This is a genomic window from Cellvibrio sp. UBA7661 (assembly GCA_002483365.1).
GTDB lineage: Bacteria > Pseudomonadota > Gammaproteobacteria > Pseudomonadales > Cellvibrionaceae > Cellvibrio.
This window is the reverse complement of the sequence record DLHT01000017.1, coordinates 306,247-327,386: the sequence shown is the minus strand read 5'-3', so window position 1 is coordinate 327,386 and position 21,140 is coordinate 306,247. Positions and strand designations below refer to the sequence as shown.

The 21,140-nt window shown below is 52.7% G+C and carries 12 protein-coding genes; 4 read left to right on the top strand and 8 right to left on the bottom strand.

Annotated features, from left to right (window positions below):
• Genes B2739_RS14620 through B2739_RS14610 form a run of 3 tightly spaced genes read right to left on the bottom strand, consistent with a single transcriptional unit; the run spans position 1 to position 4,346 of the window.
• On the bottom strand, positions 1 to 1,254 hold the full coding sequence (locus B2739_RS14620; protein ID WP_331346583.1) for an efflux RND transporter periplasmic adaptor subunit: 1,254 nt from the start codon (positions 1,252 to 1,254) through the stop codon (positions 1 to 3).
• Positions 1,255 to 1,268: 14 nt separating this feature from the next.
• The gene (locus B2739_RS14615; RefSeq protein ID WP_331346582.1) at positions 1,269 to 3,629 is read right to left on the bottom strand and encodes an ABC transporter permease; all 2,361 of its coding nucleotides are present in this window, start codon (positions 3,627 to 3,629) and stop codon (positions 1,269 to 1,271) included.
• A 3-nt stretch (positions 3,630 to 3,632) separates the two neighbouring features.
• Positions 3,633 to 4,346 carry an ABC transporter ATP-binding protein gene (locus B2739_RS14610; protein ID WP_331346581.1) on the bottom strand — a complete coding sequence of 238 codons (714 nt, stop codon included), beginning with the start codon at positions 4,344 to 4,346 and terminating at the stop codon, positions 3,633 to 3,635.
• 217 nt (positions 4,347 to 4,563) lie between these two features.
• Here B2739_RS14610 and B2739_RS14605 point away from each other — a divergent pair, with 217 nt between their 5' ends.
• Positions 4,564 to 5,739 carry an MFS transporter gene (locus tag B2739_RS14605; protein WP_331346580.1) on the top strand — a complete coding sequence of 392 codons (1,176 nt, stop codon included), beginning with the start codon at positions 4,564 to 4,566 and terminating at the stop codon, positions 5,737 to 5,739.
• Between the two features lie 79 nt (positions 5,740 to 5,818).
• Here B2739_RS14605 and purU read toward each other — a convergent pair whose 3' ends face one another.
• The gene (gene purU, locus B2739_RS14600) at positions 5,819 to 6,679 is read right to left on the bottom strand and encodes a formyltetrahydrofolate deformylase (RefSeq protein ID WP_331346579.1); all 861 of its coding nucleotides are present in this window, start codon (positions 6,677 to 6,679) and stop codon (positions 5,819 to 5,821) included.
• 221 nt (positions 6,680 to 6,900) lie between these two features.
• On the opposite strand from purU, the gene B2739_RS14595 reads away from it, so the two are divergent.
• On the top strand, positions 6,901 to 7,824 hold the full coding sequence (locus B2739_RS14595; protein ID WP_331346578.1) for a hypothetical protein: 924 nt from the start codon (positions 6,901 to 6,903) through the stop codon (positions 7,822 to 7,824).
• Here B2739_RS14595 and ilvE read toward each other — a convergent pair.
• Together ilvE and B2739_RS14585 are read right to left on the bottom strand one after the other, a co-directional pair.
• A complete protein-coding gene (gene ilvE, locus B2739_RS14590; RefSeq protein WP_331346577.1) occupies positions 7,776 to 8,672 on the bottom strand; it encodes a branched-chain-amino-acid transaminase in 897 nt (298 codons plus the stop codon). The two genes, B2739_RS14595 and ilvE, sit on opposite strands and share 49 nt — an antisense overlap.
• Positions 8,665 to 9,477: a PhzF family phenazine biosynthesis protein gene (locus B2739_RS14585; RefSeq protein WP_331346576.1), complete on the bottom strand. Its 813-nt coding sequence runs from the start codon at positions 9,475 to 9,477 to the stop codon at positions 8,665 to 8,667. The genes ilvE and B2739_RS14585 overlap by 8 nt, the downstream gene beginning before the upstream one ends.
• A 191-nt stretch (positions 9,478 to 9,668) precedes the next feature.
• Between B2739_RS14585 and B2739_RS14580 the strand changes: the two genes are divergently transcribed.
• Together B2739_RS14580 and fusA are read left to right on the top strand one after the other, a co-directional pair.
• Positions 9,669 to 11,066, top strand: coding sequence for a PLP-dependent aminotransferase family protein (locus tag B2739_RS14580; RefSeq protein WP_331346575.1), 1,398 nt, complete (start codon positions 9,669 to 9,671; stop codon positions 11,064 to 11,066).
• Positions 11,067 to 11,274: 208 nt separating this feature from the next.
• Positions 11,275 to 13,368 (top strand): elongation factor G, encoded by a 2,094-nt coding sequence (fusA, locus tag B2739_RS14575; RefSeq protein WP_331346574.1) that lies wholly within the window; start codon positions 11,275 to 11,277, stop codon positions 13,366 to 13,368.
• Between the two features lie 115 nt (positions 13,369 to 13,483).
• On the opposite strand, the gene B2739_RS14570 is transcribed toward fusA, so the two are convergent.
• Entirely contained in the window at positions 13,484 to 14,374 is an 891-nt protein-coding gene (locus B2739_RS14570) for an AEC family transporter (RefSeq protein WP_331346573.1), read from the bottom strand.
• 162 nt (positions 14,375 to 14,536) lie between these two features.
• Positions 14,537 to 20,977, bottom strand: coding sequence for a beta strand repeat-containing protein (locus B2739_RS14565; protein WP_331346572.1), 6,441 nt, complete (start codon positions 20,975 to 20,977; stop codon positions 14,537 to 14,539).
• Positions 20,978 to 21,140: the final 163 nt, after the last annotated feature.

The following is a 21,140-nucleotide window of genomic DNA, read 5'->3' as shown; positions in this document are numbered from 1 at the left end:
TTAGCGCAACTTAACCCGCGAGCCCTGCTGGATATTTTGCCCGGGGTACAGCAGTACCCGTTCGCCCTCGTTGAGGCCGCTGGCAATTTCTACTTGCAGGCCGCTGCGGCGGCCAAGGTTCACCACGCGCTGTTTGGCGCGGCCCTGTTCAATCACGTAACAGCGCCATTCATCACCCTGCCGGAATAGCGCGCTGGCGGGGATTTGCAGAATATTCTCGCCCTCCCAGAGGATAAACCGCGCCTCCACCCGGTAGGCATCGCCCAGTGATTGCCACTGGGCGCGGGGGGCGTCTATATCCACAATCACCCACACCCGCTGCTCCTCTACCCCCAGTGCGGAAACACGAGTAAAACCGGCAGGGTCAACGCGCCGCACTCTGCCGGGCAGCACACCTTCCATACCCCAGCGGGTTAATTCCACGCGCATACCCGGTTGTACCCGCACGGCATCGGGGGAGAGCAAATCCACCTCGACCTCCAAGTTATTCAAATCGCCCAGCGTCAGTATCGCCTCGCCCGATTGCACTGTGCCTTCGCTCTGGCGCTGGCGGCTGAGCACTACCCCGTTAATGGGCGAATTCACGGTCAGCGGCGCATCGCGCTGGGTGCCGCCACCAATGGCCAGAGTGGCTTGGGCATTTTCCAGTTCGTGGTGCGCGACATCCACCGCAAAGCGCGCGGAATTGACACTGGCTTGGGCGCGGCGGGCTTCGGCGCGGGCGCGATCCAAAGTATCGGCAGGTAAATGACCGGCTTGGGTGAGCGGCTGAATGCGCGCCAGTTCTTGATTGGCCAATTCCAGTCGCGCCTGCTCGGCCTCTACCTGGGTTTGGGCAGCGGCAAGTGCCGCCTCGGCTCGGGCCAAGGTAGCTTCCGCTTGGGCGCGGCTGCGGGCATCCAACGCATTGGCGGGTGTGGGGTTGATGCTAAACAGCGCCTGCCCCGGGGTGACGGTATCGCCCGGCTCCAGAGTTATACGGCTCAAATAACCCGCCACCGGTGCCGATACCTGATAGCGATCCGCGAGCCGTGTGCGCCCTTCATCCTCCACCGTCACCTGCATACTGGCGCGCGCTACCAGAGCGCTATCCACCAGTGCGGCGGGCGGGCGAAAACCGGCGATTAACGCCAGCACCAGCAGCGCGAGCAAACCGCCGTAAATAAGGGTTTGTCGTTTGGATAAGTGCATAAAGCCTGTTGTTGACTGCGTAGAGTCTGTCGTTGACTGCGTAGAGCTTTTGGCTAACCCCATAAAAAAGTCCTTCATCAATCCCGCGCTTTAAGCGCCGATACCATATCCAGCCGGGCCAGTGAGCGCCCGACAATTAACAGTGAGGCCAGGGTCGCCACCAACACCACCAGCGCCGAATTAGCGTAGGTTTGCGGCGTTAACACCAAGGGCACCCGGTACAAATCCGTTTGCATTCCCAGAGTGAGCAGCTGGCACAAGAGCACCCCCAAACCAAAACCCACCGGCAGCGCGAGCAGGGTTAACAGCATCAGCTCGCCCACCAAAATAAACGCCACTTCTGCCCGCGCAAACCCCAACACCCGCAAGGTGGCCAGCTCATGGCTGCGCTCGGCAAAGGCGATGCGCGCATTGTTGTAAACCACGGCAAAGGCAATCGCACCGGCCATGGCCATGCTGAACAGGGTAAAGATGAGAATGCTTTGATCCATCATGTCAAAAAAGGCGCGGATACTGTTCTCCCGCAGGGTCACCGCCGCCACCCGTGGCATTTGCTCCAAGCGCCGCTGTAGCTCAGGCAGTTGCTGTGCATCCACCGCCAAAAAGGCACCACTAATCGTCTCGCTCTCGCGCAGCAACTGGCTCAGGCGGGCGTGGTGCATATAAGCCCCTACGCCTATGTATTCCTGCACCAGCCCCACCACCGGAATATCCAGCTGCGGGCGCCGCCCCTCTTGCACACTGACTTGCAGGCTATCGCCGGGTTTAACACCTAAAAAGCGCGCCAAATGATCGGTAAGCAGCAGGCCTTCCGTGGGAATGGCGATGGGCTGCAACTGGGTATTGAGCACGCTAAACAGCTGGGCATCGGGCACATAACCCTGCACTGGAGTGCGATATTCGCGCTGCCCGGCGCGCAAAATCGCCGGTGCTGCGCGAAACGGCTCAGCATAGGTCACCCCCGGCAGCGCGAGTAATTCGTAGAGCGCGCGCCGCTCCGCTGGCTCATAAAAACTCACTGTTACATCCTGCTTTTGCGCGAGGCGAAACTGCACATCCAACATGTAGGTGATGGCGCTGCGCTGGAAGCCGGTGACCATCATAATCGCCACCGCAAACCCGATCCCCACCACCGACAGCGCCGCCTTTACCGGCTGGCGCGCCAGGCTGCGCAAAATCATGCGCACCGGTTGGCTCAGGGTTTTCGGCCCCAAGCGTTCAATGAAACTGATGCTATAGCGCGCCGGTGGCTCTGGCCGCATAGCCTCTGCCGGTGGCAGGCGAAACGCGCTCAGTACCGTGGCCAAAACCCCCAGCAAGGTCGCGCCACCGGCAATGGCGATAGCGGCCAGCACCACCACGCCGCGCAAACGAAACTCCAACCACGGGAAACGGAAAAAATCCTGATACAAACTGGCTATGCCACTGGCCATCCATACGCCCAGCAATACCCCCGCGAGGGAGCCGATAAACACTACCACCAGCACCAGTTGCAGATAATGCAGGGCGACATCCACACGGCTGTAACCAAAGGCTTTTAACACCGCGATTTGCTCGCGCTGGGTGCGAATCACCCGCGCCGCCACCACGTTTAACAAAAACGCCGCCACGCTGATAAAAATCAGCGGCAGGATAATCGCCATCGCCTTGAGCTGGGCCAGCTCTTGGGTGAGGTAGCGGTGCGACATCTGCTCGTCGCGGTCATAGGCGCCCAAACCGCCCCAAGGCTCCAGCAGCAGATCCACCGCGGCAATCACCGGTTCAGGGCGGCTGCCGGGGGCGAGGCTGATGACCAAATTGTTGAAGGCGCCGTCCATATCAAACGCAGCTTCCAGCGCGCGGCGGTTCATCCACACAATGGCGTAGCGCGAGAAATCGGGGAACAAATCGCCGGGGCGGATTTGGTAAATAAACTCGGGCGACAGGGCTATGCCCGCCACCTGCAGGTTTTGGTAGCGGCCATTGATAATCAGCGCCAGTTGATCGCCGGGCTTGAGTTGATGCGCCTCGGCAAAGGCCTCGCTCACCACCAGTTGATCGTCGCGCGCAGAATCAGGCAAACCGCCAGCGCGAAAGTAGAGCTGGTTCAGCAGCGGCTGTTGGCCATCGGGAATGGACAGAGCAAGGCCGGTGATAGGTTCGGCAAATGCGGGCATTTGAATCCGCAGTGGCGCTTGCACGCGGGTTTCGGCGATGGCGACTCCCGGCAGCTGTTGCAGCCGCTCCAGCAGCGACTCGGGCGCGCGTTTTACGCTGGCAAACACCTCGGCAAATTGCTGGCTGCGGTACACCGACTGCTGGCTCAGGTTGAGCGAATCCAGCGCGGTTAGCGACATCACAAACATGGCGACGCCAGTGGCAATTACCGCCGCAATCGCCAACCCCTGACCTTTCATGCCCCAGAGGTTGCGCAGCAGTTTGCGTTGTAGGGCGCGCATGGGCTACCAGTGCAACTGGTCGGGCGCGACCGGGTTTGGGTTGAGCCTGACTTCGCTCACCTTGCCATCGCTCACCCGAATCAAACGATCGGCCATCTCGGCAATCACTGCGTTGTGGGTAATCACCACCGTGGTAGTGCCCAGCTCGCGGTTAATGCGCTGCAGCACCTCCAACACCCGAATGCCGGTTGCTGAATCCAGCGCGCCGGTGGGTTCATCGCACAGTAAGACTTCTGGCCGCTTGGCGATGGCGCGGGCAATGGCCACCCGCTGCTGCTCACCGCCCGAGAGCTGGGCAGGAAAGTGATCGAGCCGCTCCCCCAAACCCACCAAACCCAGTGCGGTTTCCGGTGGCATGGGGTTGCGGGCGATATCCGTCACCAGCGCCACATTTTCACGCGCGGTGAGGCTGGGAATAAGGTTGTAAAACTGGAAGATAAAACCGACATGCTGGCGACGAAATTCGGTGAGCTGATCGTCATCGGCGTGGCTTAAATCCTGCTCGCCGTACCAGACCTCGCCACTGCTGGCGCGATCCAGCCCGCCCAGAATATTGAGCAAGGTGGATTTACCACTGCCGGATGCGCCCAGCAGCACCACAAATTCCCCGGCGTACAATTCCAGATCCACGCCCGCCAAAGCGCGAATTTCCACCTCGCCGGTGTGATAAACGCGGGTGAGTTGCCGGGTGCGGAACACAACTTCTTTATTGCTCATTAGCGGGTTCAATTCCTGTCGATGCCTTGGGGGTCGATGCCTGGCACGTCAATATCCAGTTTGTTGTAATCCTAACTGCAATTACGGAAGAAACATTGCCTCATATCAAGGATAGCCGAGTCCGCCAGCCTGAATAGAATTTACAAATCCTCACTAACCAGGCTTTTGGTGCCAGAGGTATAGTGCGCGGCTGTTTTTATTTGTCGGATTTTTGGTTATGTCTGCCTCCCAAACCATGGTTGCCAACCGCCTCCCGATTGGCCCCGCGCAATACCTCTCCACCCGTTTTACCTTCCTGATTACCGGCCTTGCGATGTCCGCTTGGGCACCGCTGATTCCTTTTGCCAAGGCGCGTTTGGCCATTGGCGAATCTACCCTCGGGCTGCTGATTCTCTGTTTTGGCATAGGCTCGCTGATGGCCATGCCAGTGACCGGGCCGCTGGTGAATCGCTACGGTTGCCGCCGGGTCATCACCATCAGTTTATTGTTGATGTGTGTCAGTTTAGTCTGTTTGGCCATTTCGCCCGGTATTGGCGGTATGGCAATCAACCTGCTGGTATTTGGCATGATGCTCGGCGCTACTGATGTCGCCATGAACATGCAGGCGGTAGTGGTGGAAAAAGCCAGTGGCCGCGCCATGATGTCGGGCTTTCACGGGTTTTACAGTTTGGGCGGGATTTTCGGTGCGGTGATTATGAGCGCGTTAATGTGGTTGGGTTTATCGCCGTTCCACGCCCTGCTCTGCCTTGCCACGGTGCTATTGCTGATGCTGGCCTACGCCGCTAAAGATCTGTTACCGGCAGATCGCAATGAAAATACCAGCGGCGAGCGCGAACCGTTTTTTGTGGTGCCGCGCGGTAAAGTGCTATTGATTGGCAGCCTCTGTTTTGTCGCCTTTCTCGCTGAAGGTGCGGTGCTGGATTGGAGCGCGGTATTCCTCAACACCCTGCGCGGCATAGATCCGGTCTACGCGGGTTTGGGCTTCGCCTGCTTCTCGGTTGCGATGACCATTGGTCGCTTTACCGGCGACAAAATCGTCAACGCCCTCGGTGGCACCCGTGTTGTGCTCTGGGGTGGGTTGTTTGCCGCGAGCGGATTTTTACTCGTGATCCTGATTCCCTACAGCCCCGCCGCTTTTGTCGGTTTTACGCTGGTGGGCGTTGGAGCATCCAACATAGTGCCGGTACTTTTTACCGCCGCCGGCAACCAAACCTCCATGCCCATGGGCTTGGCCATAGCCGCCGTCGTGAGTATGGGTTACGCAGGTTTATTGGCAGGCCCGGCAGTGATTGGATTTATCGCCGAGCTGACCAGTTTGAGTGTGTCTTTTGGCTTGGTCGCGCTGGGGTTATTAGCGCTGGCAAGTGCGGCGAAAAAGGCGACTGCACGATAATCGCCAAACACGGGCAATAAAAAAACGCGGTGAGTATTTCGTCACCGCGTTTTCATTTACCTCAAAAAAGCATTCGCGTTTAGCGCGAAAACACCACCGTCTTGGTACCGTTAATCAATACACGGTGCTCGGCGTGCCAGCGCACAGCGCGGTTTAAAACTACCGCTTCAATATCGCGCCCAATTTCTGCCATTTCATCCGGTGAATTTACGTGGGAAACGCGCTCAACCGATTGTTCGATAATCGGGCCTTCATCCAAATCCGCCGTCACAAAATGCGCCGTAGCGCCAATCAATTTCACGCCGCGATCAAATGCCTGGTGATAGGGTTTTGCACCTTTAAATCCGGGCAAAAATGAGTGATGGATATTAATCGCGCGACCATTGAGTTTGTGACACAAATCATCGGACAGAATTTGCATATAACGTGCGAGCACTAAAAAATCCGCCTGCAAATCCTGCATGAGTTGCCACAACTGCCCTTCTTGCTGGGGTTTGGTATCTGCCGTGATGGGCAAATAATGAAATGGCAGTTGATACCATTCAGTTAAATCGCGCATCACATTGTGGTTGGAAACCACACCCACAATATCAATGGGCAGTGAGCCGTTTTTCCAGCTATTTAACAACGCATTTAAACAATGCCCCCATTGCGATACCGCAATCAGCACACGGGGTTTGCTCGCACTGTCAAAAATATTCCAATCCATTTGGTACTGCTCACCCAGCGGCTTAAACAGCGAGCGAATCTGCCCCAAATTGTAACCAGCCGGGCACTCAAACACGGTACGCATAAAAAAGCGGTTACTGTGCACATCTTCAAATTGCGAAGACTCTTTAATGTTAAAACCCAAAGTCGCAAACAAGGTAGCAACGGCGGCCACCAAGCCTTTGGAATCCTGACAACTAAAAGTTAAAACGATTTCTTTGACAGCAGACATGAAGTGTAATCCCGTAACAGAGGCTGGGAGCCCTTAATTCGAAAAGGCACCCAGACTAAGGAATGCACGGGGGTAATTCAAGCATTCGGGCATTTCAATCTTTAAATAACCGGTAAATAGCTTCCATCCATGTGTCTATACTTCCAATTGCTACAGGTGTACTTGCAACAGTATTACCTGATATAGGTACTCCCCGCGATTTGGATAATATAAAGCCCGTTATGAAACAACTACACATGCTGTGCTTGATACTGGGAATACTCCTCGCGCAACCCGGCAATACCCGGGATGTAGAGACAACAGAAATAATCACCTTACCGATTGGTATGTACAGTGCCAGTTTTGTCCCGCGCCCCCTGGCATTCAATAACGGAAGCTGCCCGAACATCCACCACACTCATATAGGCCATAATCAAATCGTGGCCGAGTTGTTAATACTGTGCAGAGCGTTGGAGCTTGGTGGACTCAAACCAGCATTTGAATTCAATAATACACCTGATTATTTGCGCATCATCCATGACTCTGCCAATTCAGTAACACTGATGCCGGGTTTTATCGTTTGGAAAACGGATATTAATCCAGACTTGTTTTACATCTCCGATCCAGTATTAAAAGAAAAAGAATTTGTGAAAGGTATCTACACGGTTCCAGATAATAAAAAACTATTGTCCATCAAACATGCCGACGAGTTGAAACACTATGCAATAACGACCAACCAAAATTGGATTCACGATAATGCTGAAATTACCTGCATAACCCCGAAAATAATCACAGCAGCATCCAACCCTCATTTAATGGCGCGAATGATCGTCGCCAAACGTGCGGACTTTATGTTATTTCCTTTTTTCAATTCGTCCGATCTAAACGGTTCCTTCAACGATATTAATTTGGTTCCGTTACAAGGGATGAAAGTTGCATTCAACGAATCACTTCATTTTATTGTCAGCAAAAAACATCCCAAGGGACTAGTGGTATACGAAGCCTTACAAAAAGGATTGAAAGAACTTCATACCAACGGAACCCTGCGTTACATCTATGAAAAAACCGGTTTTTTCAACCCACAGGTAAAAGACTGGACTGAGTTGGGATGCGACAATCAACCTGAAGTGACCAACTCCCTAAACGCCACTGCCAAACGCGAATAAATCGGGCCGGGGCACTCCGGTATTTTTCTACCATCCGCGTATCCCACTGGAATTAACTCCGCTCCGGTTCCGGTAAGAAAACATTCATCTGCCGTGAATAAATCGTAAGGGGCGAGTGGAATTTCGCGGGACTTTATGCCGAGCTTTTCAGCAAGTTCCAATACCACTTGGCGGGTGATGCCATCCAGCGCGCCTTCAATTACTGGCGGTGTTAATAATTCGCCGCGCTGTACGATAAAAATATTATCCGCACTACCCTCGGCAATTCTGCCTGCGCTGTTTAACAAAATGGCTTCATCGGCACCGGCGTGCGTGGCTTCCATACGCGCGAGTATGTGATTGAGGTAATTCAAACTTTTGATGCGCGGATCAAGTCCATCGGCTCCCAAACGGCGTGTGGCGGCGATGATGACTTTTGCTCCTTCGCTACGCACTCTTTCGCTCACCAATTGCAAGCGATCGGCAACAATAAACACCACTGGCGAATGGCAGCGCGAAGGATCAATTCCCAGCGGACCGGGGCCGCGGGTGACAACTAAACGCAAATAACCATTGGCTTCAGGCGCTACTGAAATGGTTTCAATAACAGTGTTAGTTAATTGCTCAATGCTGTAGGGAATATTGAGTGCAATTGCGCGTGCCGATAAAAATAATCGCTCCAGATGTGCTTGCAAACGAAAGGCGCGGCCGTTGTAAAAACGGATGCCTTCGAACACGCCATCGCCATATAAAAGTCCGTGATCAAAAACAGAAACCGTTGCTTGTTCGAGTGGAACAATGTGACCGTTGCGCCAACACACTGGAGTGGCTGCTGTAGGTTTCTGATCCGCATTTGTTAAATCAGCCATAAAATTCTCCTGTCAACATAGTGCGGGCTTTACCGCTTAATAGAACACGATCATCACGTAAATGCAGTGTCAGCCAGCCACCGCGCGCTGATGCCTGATGCGCATACAAGCGGGTTTTATCGAGGCGATTTCCCCAATAACACGCCAGCATGCAGTGAGCGGAACCGGTCACGGGATCTTCACTGATACCAACTTTGGGCGCAAAAAAGCGCGAGACCATATCCAAACCAGAACCCGTATCGCCTGGCGCAGTGATGATTAATCCTCGTGTTGTAAACGACGCGATTTTTTCTGCATCAGGCACAAAGTTGCGCACATCATCGGCCGAATCCAATACCGCAATAAGATCGTCTTTCCCTGTTCCAAACCAATGTGGTTGCTTGCCTAGTAACTCAATTAAACCGGACGGAACCCGAGGCGCGGATTGAGGAAAGTCTGATGGGAAATCAAGCTGGATTTCATCGCCATTGCGCACGGCCGTAAGCTGACCACTGAGGGTGTGAAAGGTCAGCAGCGGCGCTGTTTCACCTGCGTGCTGCCAGAGTGCGTGAGCGGCAGCGAGAGTCGCGTGGCCGCAGAGATTTACCTCCACCTGAGGGGTAAACCAACGCAAATTCCAACTGCCATCGAAACGTTTGTGCACAAAGGCTGTTTCGGACTGGTTCATTTCCAGTGCGACGTTTTGCATCCAGCTGGCAGGCTGTTCTTGCTTCAAAATACATACACCAGCGGGATTACCGCTAAATGGACTGTCCGTTGAGGATGTGGAAACAAAAGCATCCACTAGATACAGAGGAAAACCCATAACGCACCTCCTGAATTCGCTTTACTGGGTTATTTTCGAGAAAGCAGTGTATTTCCTGAGCAACAACCATTACAGTTTCAAAAAAAAACAATTGATACGTTACAGATATTGATAATCATAATCTGTATCTATTGTTTTGGTGCTAACTGTACCTATTCAAAGCGAACAACCTTCACCAAAACGGAGCTGCGATGGATATTCTCTACCGGAAATTGGCCGATGAGCTGGCCAGCTTGATTAATGCAGGAGGATTTCAGGATGGTGATCGCCTGCCCGGAGTACGTCAGCAAGCACAGGCGCGCCAGTTGAGTATCGCCACCGTTATATCGGCCTATCGTCAACTGGAGGATTGGGGCTTACTGGAAGTACGCAACCGCTCAGGGTTTTATGTCAAAACCAAACCGGTGTTGGCGGTATCACCTCCACGCATTGTTGTTACCACTATGCGCCCGGCGCTGGTAACCGGTCAGGATATGGTGTTGAAACTGATCAAGGCCGCGAATGATCCGGCGGTCGTACAGTTGGGCGCGGCCGTTCCCGCAGCAGAATTCCTACCAACACGCCAGATTGAACAAGCACTCACCAAAGCGGCGCGTCACTATCGTGTACGCACCGCAAATTATGAGTTCTCGCCCGGCGCACCCGAGCTGCGCCGTCAATTATCGCGCCGCTTGGCCGATGCGGGCTGCGCTGTGCATCCGGACAATCTGGTCATTACCAACGGCTGCCAGGAAGCACTGACTTTGGCGCTGCGCGCGGTCACATCACCGGGTGATGTGGTCGCCATAGAGTCACCGACATTTTATGGATTGTTACAGGTGATCGAGTCACTTGGGTTGGAGGCTCTGGAAATCCCCACTACCCCACACTCAGGCATGTCGCTGGAAGCGCTCGAACTGGCACTCGGCCGCTGGCCGGTAAAAGCCTGTGTCGTCACACCGAATTTCAGCAATCCATTGGGTTGCCTCATGCCCGATGAACACAAACAAAAACTGGTCACGATGCTCAAAGCAAAGGAAATCACACTGATTGAAGATGATATCTATGGTGATTTGGGCTTCAGTCACGCCCGACCTTCGTTACTCAAGGGCTTGGATGAAAACGTCATTCTATGCAGCTCAGTATCCAAAACCCTTTCGCCGGGTTTGCGCGTAGGCTGGATTGCGCCGGGGCGCTATCAGGAAAAAGTAGAGTACATGAAGTACGTGTTGAATCTGGCAACAACAACAGTTCCGCAACTGGCAGTTACTGAACTGCTGGAAAACGGTCAATACGAGCGCCATTTACGACGGGTGCGCAGCGATTACGCACAAGCAGTGGCGCGCATGACAGAAGCCGTTGTCCATTATTTTCCCGAAGGCACCAAAATCACCCGTCCTGAAGGCGGTTTTGTCATCTGGCTGGAATTACCGGGTGATGTGGATACGTTTGCCCTGGCATACAAAGCCATGGAACAGGGAATCAGCATCGCGCCCGGCCCTATTTTTTCGGCCAGCCAGAAATACCGGCAATTTATCCGGCTTTCTTGTGCCTGCGTATGGAGCAACCGGATTGAGCGGGCACTGGTGAGCTTAACTTCTCTGCTATGAACCACAGGAACTCATCAGCAAGAGCGTCAGACAGGCCAAACTTCATCGTATTACCCCAAAAATCGCCCTTATCGATCCAAAAAATGTAAAACAATCAAGATAGCCTTCTTTTTCTGTGCGCAATTTTGGATAACTTCCTGTATATTACGCCGCTATTTTCTAACCCAGCTTTTTTCTAACCTTAGTATTAACACATAAAGAGAGTCCTATGGCTGACTTATCCCTTTACAGAAACATCGGTATCTTCGCTCACGTTGACGCCGGTAAAACCACTACCACTGAGCGTATCCTCAAACTGACCGGTAAAATCCATAAAGCCGGCGACACGCACGATGGTTCTACAACTACCGACTTCATGGAACAAGAAGCTGAACGTGGTATTACCATCCAGTCAGCAGCTGTGAGCTGTTTCTGGAAAGGTCACCGCTTCAATGTTATCGATACCCCCGGACACGTTGACTTCACCGTAGAAGTGTATCGCTCATTGAAAGTACTTGACGGCGGTATTGGCGTATTTTGTGGTTCTGGTGGTGTAGAGCCGCAATCAGAAACCAACTGGCGCTATGCGAACGACTCTAAAGTTTCTCGTTTGATTTTCGTTAACAAGCTGGACCGTATCGGTGCTGACTTCCTGCGCGTAACTGATCAGATCAAAAAAGTACTGGGTGCCAAGCCGCTGATCATGACCCTGCCTATCGGCCGTGAAGACACCTTCGTAGGCGTGGTAGACCTGCTGACCCGTCAAGCTTATGTATGGGATGATTCTGGCCTTCCAGAAAACTACAAAGTTACCGACATCCCAGCTGACATGGTTGATGATGTTGAAATGTACCGCGACCAAATGGTTGAAAACGCCGTTGAAGTGGACGATGACCTGCTGATGGCTTACATGGAAGGCGAGCAGCCATCTATCGAAGACATCAAGCGTTGTATCCGTAAAGGTACTCGCGAGATGGCCTTCTTCCCAACCTATTGCGGTTCTGCTTTCAAAAATAAGGGTATGCAACTCTTGTTGGACGCGGTAGTGGATTACCTGCCAAACCCAACCGAAGTTAACCCACAGCCTTTGACTGACGAAGAAGGTAACGAAACGGGTAACTACGCTATCGTTTCTGCTGACGAGCCTTTCCGCGCACTGGCGTTCAAAATCATGGACGACCGTTTCGGCGCCCTGACCTTTATTCGTATCTACTCAGGCGTTCTTAACAAGGGCGATACCATCCTCAACTCTTTCACCGGCAAATCTGAACGCGTTGGCCGTATGGTGGAGATGCATGCAAACGACCGTACCGACCTGACCACCGCACAAGCCGGTGACATCGTTGCGTTGATTGGTTTGAAGAACGTGCAAACTGGTCACACCCTGTGTGATCCAAAGATTCCTTGTACTTTGGAGCCCATGGTATTCCCTGAGCCAGTAATCTCTATCGCGGTAACACCAAAAGACAAGAGCATGATCGAGAAAATGGCTACCGCCATCGGCAAGCTGGTGTCAGAAGACCCAACTTTCCGTGTAGAGACCGATCAAGACTCAGGCGAAACCATCCTTAAAGGTATGGGTGAGCTGCACTTGGATATTAAAGTGGACATCATGAAGCGCACCTACGGTGTTGAGCTGAACGTTGGTCAACCACAAGTAGCCTACCGCGAAACCATTACCCGTGAGATCGAAGACTCTTACACCCACAAGAAACAATCAGGTGGTTCTGGTCAGTACGGTAAGATCGACTACCGCATCCGTCCGGGCGAGCCAAACTCTGGCTTCAAGTTCACCACTACCGTTGTGGGTGGTAGCGTTCCAAAAGAATTCTACCCAGCCATCGAGAAGGGCTTTGAAGGCATGATGGGCACTGGTCCATTGGCTGGCTTCCCGGTATTGGACGTAGAAGTAGAATTGTTCGACGGTGGATTCCACGCCGTAGACTCCTCTGCAATCGCGTTTGAAATCGCTGCAAAAGGTGCATTCCGTCAATCTATGCCTAAGGCTGGCCCACAATTGTTGGAGCCAATCATGAAGGTAGACGTGTTCACTCCAGAAGATCACGTAGGTGATGTTATCGGTGACTTGAACCGTCGTCGCGGTATGATCAATGGCCAAGACTCAGGTGTAACTGGTGTGCGTATCAAGGCACAGGTTCCGCTATCAGAAATGTTTGGTTACATCAGCACCCTGCGTACCATGACCTCTGGCCGTGGTCAGTTCTCTATGGAATTCGATCACTATGCTGCATGCCCTGCTAACGTGGCAGAAGCGGTAATCGCCAAAGAGAAAGAAAAGAAAGCAGCTGCTGCTAAAAACTAAGTTTTAAGCAAACGCCCCGCTAATAAAAAACCCGCCTAGTCTCTAGGCGGGTTTTTTATTGTAGGCGGTTTTTTTTATTGCCCCACTTTTTGTGAAGCTCGCGGCACACATATCATTACAAAATAACCATTAGTAAAAACGGCAAACCGATAAAAGCCAAAAGCGTTGACACCACAACCATTGCTGCCACTTCTTCCGGTTTATGACCGTAACGCAATGCCAACAAATAATTAAACACTGCAATTGGCATTGCAGACTGCAGTAACACCACATTGCGCGACACCCCTGTCAAACCCATTAATTCACAGGCAATAAAGCCCAACAACAAACCACCACCAACACGTAACACACTAAATAATAAACTGCGTTTCCATGAGTGGATTTTTAATGTTGCAAGCGATACGCCCAATGCAATTGTCATTAATGGAATAGCAATTCCACCCAGTAAATCCAGTGTATTGCTGATCCAACGCGGCAAATCGGTATCTGTGATTAATAAAATCACAGCGATTGCCATCGCATAAATGACGGGTTGTTTAGCGATAGATTCCATACGCTTAAAAATTCCACCTTCGCTATTGGCAACAATTAATAAACCAACGGTGAAAGTGGCAACCATCATCACCATGAAAGAACCTAACGCAAGCGCGAGTCCAGTTTGCCCATAAGCGAATAAACATAACGGCAAACCCATGTTGCCATTATTGGGAAACACCAGCGGCGGCAAATAAGTAGCGATCTCCAACTTCATCCAACGCAACAATAACCAACCAAACAATCCCATCGCTGTCATAGTCAATGCTGTTGCCAGGGCAACCTGCCCCATCACTTCTGGCTGTACTTCCACCTTGGCCATGACACTGACGATCAAACAAGGCGAGCCAATATTCATGACAATGCGTGAAATAAAATCCGATGGAAAACCAGTACCGGTTTTACCCCAAATAAATCCAGCGCCGACGGAAATAACAATAGGGGCGAGAATAGCGAGCAATTCGCTCAACATAAAAAGTCCAGCGTAGAAAATTAATGTAGAAAGAAAACGGGGTGCGCATATTAATAGCAACCATTTTCCAGAGCACGACAATTACATTTATTAAAAACGCAAACCATAAAAAAATCCCGCACACAGCGGGATTTTTTTGCAGCATGTTCATTCAATTCTGATTTAGAAACTGAACCGCCCCGATACACCCCACAGGGTCACATGTTGGTCATCCAGTCGGATGTAGCGCGCACCCGCACCCAGACCTATGTGATCGTTGAAGAGATAATCCAGACGCAAGCCCGTGAGTAAATCGGTGCTGTCATCGTATTTCACGTTGAACCCGGCTCCTTTGGTATCAACATCACCGCTCCACATAAATAGACCCAGCTCGGGGGATAATTGCCAGTGGTCTGCAAAGTGCCAGATATAACCCTGCACCAGGGTTATACCATCTGCCGTGATCGGGTAATGGCCGGCGACTGAATTGCCGAAGGCGGTTTCATCGGTGGCACCATCGAGCATCAGGTTGACGGTGACATCGCCCAGATCCAGATAGCCTATTTCGGTGTAGGTGAATTTATTCCATCCATAGCCTAACGACAGTTGGTAGCCGTTGCGATCCACATCGTATTGGCTCAGCGTGTAGTTGAAGTCCGATTGCATGGCCGGGTTAAAATCACCGGCCTTCTGGCTGCCGCTGACCTGATAGGCATCAATACGCAGGTGCAGCTTGTCCGCCGGATTGGCCTGGGTGCCTGAGGCAACTAGGCCGAAGGTGAGCAGTGCAATGACTTTTTTCATGGCTTTAACACTCCTCGTCCTGCGCAGTGACAAAAGCCCAAGCCCGAGCAGTAACCATGCACCTGCTGCACCGCCACCACCGCTGGTCTTAACCTCCTTCGGTGGTTTGGGTTCCGGTGGCTCAACGGCTTTCGCCTGGCTCACTGCACCCGGGTCTACGACAGCCGAGTTCACCAAACCATCGTCATCGTTCGGGCCGCCGTCTTCAATGGTTAACTGCACACACATATGGCCCGCGGTCAAGCCGGGTGTCCAATCTGCAGCACCGGGCGGTGGGCAATAGCCGGGGTTGCCTGCTGTAGAGTGCACCGCATTGTTGGTATCGCTGATAAAGTTTACCCAGCGGCCGCGCTGATATTTGCGATAGACCGCATTGGCAGGAATCGCCGAACGCTGTGGAATAACCACACGCACCGATTGCCCTGGTGTCGGCAAGTCGCGGACGGCGAAGTCAAAGATGCCACCCACAGGCTCGAAGGCAGGGTCAACGATCAAATCATTCAACGTACCGATCTCTTGATCCAATATCTGTACCCCACCGCTGCCGCCGCTGCGGGCAAACAAGCCCAAACCACAACGCACGCCCGGATCGCACTCGATCAAGAAAGCGTTGGTGGTATTACCCTGCTGCGGCAGGACATTGCTTGAAGGCATGTTATCCAGATAATCCGGAATGCCGTTGTCGTCAGTATCACCCGTACCTTCCAGTGCATCGCTTATACCGTCCAGATCCGTGTCGGTATTCACATCCAACACTGGCAGTGAACTGACCACACGGAAGTAGGCTGATGACCGAACACTCGCCCCTGCAGAATCTGCCACTGTGACGTTCAATTGATGGCTGCCGGTTAAACCTGTTGGATCAAAGGTTCTACTGGCATTGGCGGGATCGCCGTCCGTATCGGCCAAACCACTGGTCGCTGACCAGTCGAAGGTATGGGTGTCGGCCTTGTTGGCATCAACCACGGTTGCGGTTACCGTCACCGACCCGCCGGTTGGCGATACCAGGCTGGTGTTAATACCACCCTGGGTAATGCTGAGGCTCACCACGGGCGGTACGTTGCCGGAGCGGATATCGACAACGTGCGTTTTGACGGCACCGCTGTTGATGCCGGAGCCCAGTGCGACAACCAATTGGCTATCGCTGAAGCCTGTTACATCGGCAAGCGCTACCGGGATCACCACTTCCACCTGCCCAGCTTGAGTAAAGGTTGCTGTGCCACCAGTCAGGTTATGTTCTGCTGCCGTCGCCGTGGTTGCGGCATCAATGACGTAGGGAATAGCCAGCGGATAAACCGGCGACGGGCCGTTGAGCACGACACGGAACTCAATGTCACTGCCGCGAACTGCAATTTGCGATGGGCTCAGGGATACCAGCGGCTTGATGTTAACAACCTGCACTGCCTCGCCGCTCACACCCACTGTATTGATGGCTTTCCATTTGAGCTCGTGGCGGCCCGGTGCGAGCAACAAGGCGTTGGTTGCTGTCAGCCCTTCTACTGTGGTGGTACAACAGTCATTGCCGGATACACCGTCTTTTGCCAAGGCTTTAATCGCTGCATCAACCTCGGCCTGTGAGGCATTGGGGCTTGCACCCAATAACTGGCGCAGGGTGATAGATGTACTCAGAGCCGTTGCATCCACATTCAGCTCTGCAGGTGCGGTAACGATAGGTTGCAGTGGGTCGATGGTGGAGATGACCTCAATATCAAACGCCGGCAACGCGGTGCTGGTGGTGCCGTCGCTCACGCTAATCACAATACCGGTGGTTTTGCCGCTATCGGTTCCTGCCGGCGTTCCGGTCAGAGCACCAGTTGCCGTATTGAAACTCGCCCAGGTGGGTTTGTTGGTGATGCTGAAGGTCAGCACATCGGCGGTATCAATATCGCTGGCGGTTGGGGTAAAGCGGTAAGCCGTGTCCTGATCCAGACTGGTGGATGGGGTACCACTGATCACCGGAGCGTCGTTCACCGGTGTGACGGTGACACTGACGCTGGTACTGGCCGTTGCACTGCCATCACTGACCTGAACAGTAAAGCTGTCGCTGCCATTGAAATTAGCCGTTGGGGTATAGCTGACGCTACCGCCGGACACACTGGCGCTGCCGTTTTGGGCAGGACTGGTGATGCTCCAGGTCAGGGTGTCGTTGTCACTGTCGGTTGCGCTGAGGCTCAGGGCAAAAGGTGTCGGAGTGCCGTCTTCACTCATGGTGACGCTGACAGAACCGCCCTGTGTAATCACCGGCGCATTGTTTGACGGGACTGACGGCGTTACCGCATTGGAAGAACCCGAAGCCGCACCTGTGCCCACGCTGTTGGTCGCAGCAACCGTAAAGGTATAGGCCGTACCGTTGGTCAGGCCGGTGAAGGTGACCGGTGAGCCAGCACCATTCACTGTTGCACCACCGGGGTTAGCGGTGACGGTGTAGCCGGTAATTGCTGAACCGCCATTGGAGGCAGGCGCACTAAAGGTCACGGTTGCCTGGGTATTGCCCGCCGTTGCGGTACCCATCGTTGGCGCACCGGGAACTACGGCGTTCACAGTGAAGCTATTGGTCACCTGGGGGGCAGCCAGATAGGTCCCATCGCCCGCCTGATCGGCATTGATCGTACAAGTACCAGCAGATACAAAGGTTAACGCACCGCCCGAGGTGATGGTACACACGGCGGGGGTCGATGAGGTAAACGTCGGCGTCAAACCGATTGCATCGGTGGTCGCTATCAGCGTTGGCGTAGTACCAAAGTTGCGCGGCCCCGGGTTAGTAAAGGTAATCGTCTGGATCGACTTGGGCGTAATCGAGTTGGATGCGCCCGATGCAGGGCTGGCACCGGCCACGTTACTTGCCGTCACGGTAAAGGTATAGGCCTGCCCGTTGGTCAAACCGGTCACCACTATCGGAGAAGAGGCACCGTTTACCGGACCAACATCCGGCGGGCTCACCGTCACCGTGTAGCCGGTGATACTCGTACCACCGGTATTGACCGGTGCTGTAAAGGCTACGCTCGCCTGGGTATCACCAGCAACTGCAGTCCCTATGGTTGGCGCACCGGGCACTGCAGGGTTAACAGTGAACGAACGGCTCACCTGGGCTGCTGGCAAGTAGGATGAATCGCCCGCCTGATCCGCGTTGATGGTACAGGTACCCGCGCTGATGAACGTCAGTATCCCGCCACTGGTAATCGTACACACGCTGGTGGTGGATGAGGTGAAGGTGACAACATAACCACCGCCTGCCGACGAACTTGCTGTCAGCGTTGGTGTAGCCCCAAAGGTCTGTGCTCCGGGGTCGTTAAAGGTGATGGTTTGCGGCGAAGCAGGGATAATCGAATTCGATGCCACAGAAGCAGCGCCGGTACCCGCCGAGTTGGTTGCGGTCACGGTAAAGGTGTAACTAACACCGTTGGCCAGACCCGTTACGGTAATGGGTGAACCAGCACCAGTACCTGTCAGATCACCGGGGTTTGACGTCACCGTATAACCGGTAATCGCCGCGCCACCCGTGCTCGCAGGCGCAACAAAACTCACGCTCGCTTCTGTATCGCCTGCAGTTGCAGTGCCGATGGTGGGTGCACCGGGAACTATGGCATTCACTGCAAAAGAATGGGTTACGGTCGGGGCAGCATTGGTCGCTGCATTGCCCGTTTGGTCGGCATCAATCGTACAAGTGCCTGCTGTCACAAAGGTCAGAGCCACTCCACTTACCGTACACACCCCGGTAGTAGACGATGAGAAAGTGACAGTGAGCCCCGAGTCTGAGGTCGCCGACAAGTTGGGTGTGGTACCAAAGTTTTGGGCACCCGGATCGGCAAACGTAATTACCTGATCGGCCTTGGGAGTTGCCGCGTTTGATGCACCGGAAGCAACACTGGTTCCGATGGCATTCGTCGCGGTGACAGTAAAGGTATAGGCAGTGCCGTTGGTAAGACCTGTGATGAGAATCGGTGAACCATTGCCTGTGAACGGACCACCCGCCACGGCAGGGCTGGGAATCACTTCATAACTATCGATGGACTCACCGCCGTCATTCACAGGCGCAGTAAAGGCGACCGAGGCTTGGCCATCGCTGGCCGTGGCTGCGCCTATGGTTGGAGCGCCGGGAACAGTGGGAGCATTGCTTACCGTCACGCCATTGCCACTGGTGTCAGCAATAACCACTGCTGAATTTGCACCTGCATTCCAATCTTCAGCGGCTGCCAGATTATAGGTAGTGCCTCCTATTGAGCTGGTACCGTTTTTATTCAATAGCAAGTTAACCGCATTACGATCAGTTGCACTGAGTATCAAGGTAAAACTAGTACCCGATGTAATTTCAACATTGGCTGTATTCGTCAGGGTATAAGTAGCACCTCCCTGTCCAGTGAACGTGAATTTATTGGCTACTATGTCGTTGGTCGCGCCACTTACTTTCAACAAATCTGTAGCCGTTACTACCAACCCGCCGGTGGAGGCATCGTAGGCAGCACTGATAATGGTCGGCACCGCCACATTGCTAACGGTAATACCGTTACCCGTGGCATCTGATGTATCAGTATTTCCAATGACACTATTCCAATCATCAGCAGCCGCAAGGTTGTAGGTTGTACCGCCTGTAGAGCTGGTGCCGTTTTTATTGACGATTTGGTTAATAGCGCCCTTGTCGGTAGCGTTGAGCGTCACTGAAAAGCTGGTGGCGGAATCAATTTCAACATCACTCGATGTTAACGCGTATGTAGCTCCACCCTCGCCGGTAAACGTAAGTTTGGACACAGTGATGTCATTAGATGCTCCTGACGTTTTGACCAAACCAGCGCCAGTAACACTAAGAACACCTGTGCTTGCATCATAGGTAGAAGATGTAATTGTTGGGGGACTCACATTACTGACAGTTACGGCGTTTCCAGTGAGATCTGCAGGCGCTGCGCCGGTAACATCCCAATTGGCTGCAGCTGCTAAGTTATAGGTAGTACCACCCACCGCCGTTGCACCATTTTTGTTGAGCAAACCATTAACATTGATTTTATCTGCGGCGTTAAGAGTGACTGAAAAGGAGGTTGTACTAGCAGATGTAACATTGGATGAAGTCAGCGTATAGGTACCACCGGCTTGGCCGGTTAAAGTCAGCTTGCTAACGTCGATAGTACCTCCATTGGTGATATTGGTGCCGGTAACAGCTAATGTGCCGGTGAAAGCGTCGTAGCTAACAGAGGTGATGATGGGTGAAGGGATAACAGCAGATTCAAAGTTGATGTCATCGAGATTCAGCACCAGGTTACTACCTGATATTGTGAAGCTATTTATATTTTGAAAATTAGCGTTCGCAGAAAGATCGATGTTTTCATGCGTAATGAAGCTACCATTGCTTGTATAATTAATTGCGGTACCGGCAATTACTCCATCATAAGGCGTGATTGTTATATTTCCGTCAGCTATTGCATCAATACTTAAACCAGCAAGTTTGAAATAGCTGTTATCTGCAGCTTCAATTTTAATGCTCGCAACACCACCGAGTGGCACAGTATCAAATTGTATGTAGTAATCTGCTCCATTATTTCCCAAAGCAGAACCAGAAGGTGCAGATATATTGCCGTTGTAGGTGTGTGAACTATAAGGACCTGCACTGCCAGTTATCGTGTATTTCACACCATCAGAAGTGAAACTGTCCGTGTTATCAAATGTAACGCCACTATCGTCATCATAATTCTCGTCTGCTGGAGCCGCTGCATAAGCAATTGGAATCGACAGGGCTAATGCAACCCAGAAAAACAACGCACGCAGACAAGGGTGCGCAATAGCAAAAGAGATTTTGAACTGCGAAGAGCTTCCAGATATCAACCGTGCCATACTTGTACCCCAAGCACTCATAGTTATGTTCAACAAAGTAAATAAACATCGATAAGCCTAGACTGTTCTAGCCCAAAAACAAATAACACGATATTTCAGATCATACTTTTTATTCCCATAAGAAATAAAAAAATGCTTGATGTGCCGGACTCAACGCTGAAGG

Bases quoted from the DNA above. Each gene is read 5' to 3' on its own strand.
- B2739_RS14620 (WP_331346583.1), bottom strand. From the start codon at position 1,254: ATGGGGTTAGCCAAAAGCTCTACGCAGTCAACGACAGACTCTACGCAG.
- B2739_RS14615 (WP_331346582.1), bottom strand. From the start codon at position 3,629: ATGCGCGCCCTACAACGCAAACTGCTGCGCAACCTCTGGGGCATGAAA.
- B2739_RS14610 (WP_331346581.1), bottom strand. From the start codon at position 4,346: ATGAGCAATAAAGAAGTTGTGTTCCGCACCCGGCAACTCACCCGCGTT.
- B2739_RS14605 (WP_331346580.1), top strand. From the start codon at position 4,564: ATGTCTGCCTCCCAAACCATGGTTGCCAACCGCCTCCCGATTGGCCCC.
- purU (WP_331346579.1), bottom strand. From the start codon at position 6,679: ATGTCTGCTGTCAAAGAAATCGTTTTAACTTTTAGTTGTCAGGATTCC.
- B2739_RS14595 (WP_331346578.1), top strand. From the start codon at position 6,901: ATGAAACAACTACACATGCTGTGCTTGATACTGGGAATACTCCTCGCG.
- ilvE (WP_331346577.1), bottom strand. From the start codon at position 8,672: ATGGCTGATTTAACAAATGCGGATCAGAAACCTACAGCAGCCACTCCA.
- B2739_RS14585 (WP_331346576.1), bottom strand. From the start codon at position 9,477: ATGGGTTTTCCTCTGTATCTAGTGGATGCTTTTGTTTCCACATCCTCA.
- B2739_RS14580 (WP_331346575.1), top strand. From the start codon at position 9,669: ATGGATATTCTCTACCGGAAATTGGCCGATGAGCTGGCCAGCTTGATT.
- fusA (WP_331346574.1), top strand. From the start codon at position 11,275: ATGGCTGACTTATCCCTTTACAGAAACATCGGTATCTTCGCTCACGTT.
- B2739_RS14570 (WP_331346573.1), bottom strand. From the start codon at position 14,374: ATGTTGAGCGAATTGCTCGCTATTCTCGCCCCTATTGTTATTTCCGTC.
- B2739_RS14565 (WP_331346572.1), bottom strand. From the start codon at position 20,977: ATGGCACGGTTGATATCTGGAAGCTCTTCGCAGTTCAAAATCTCTTTT.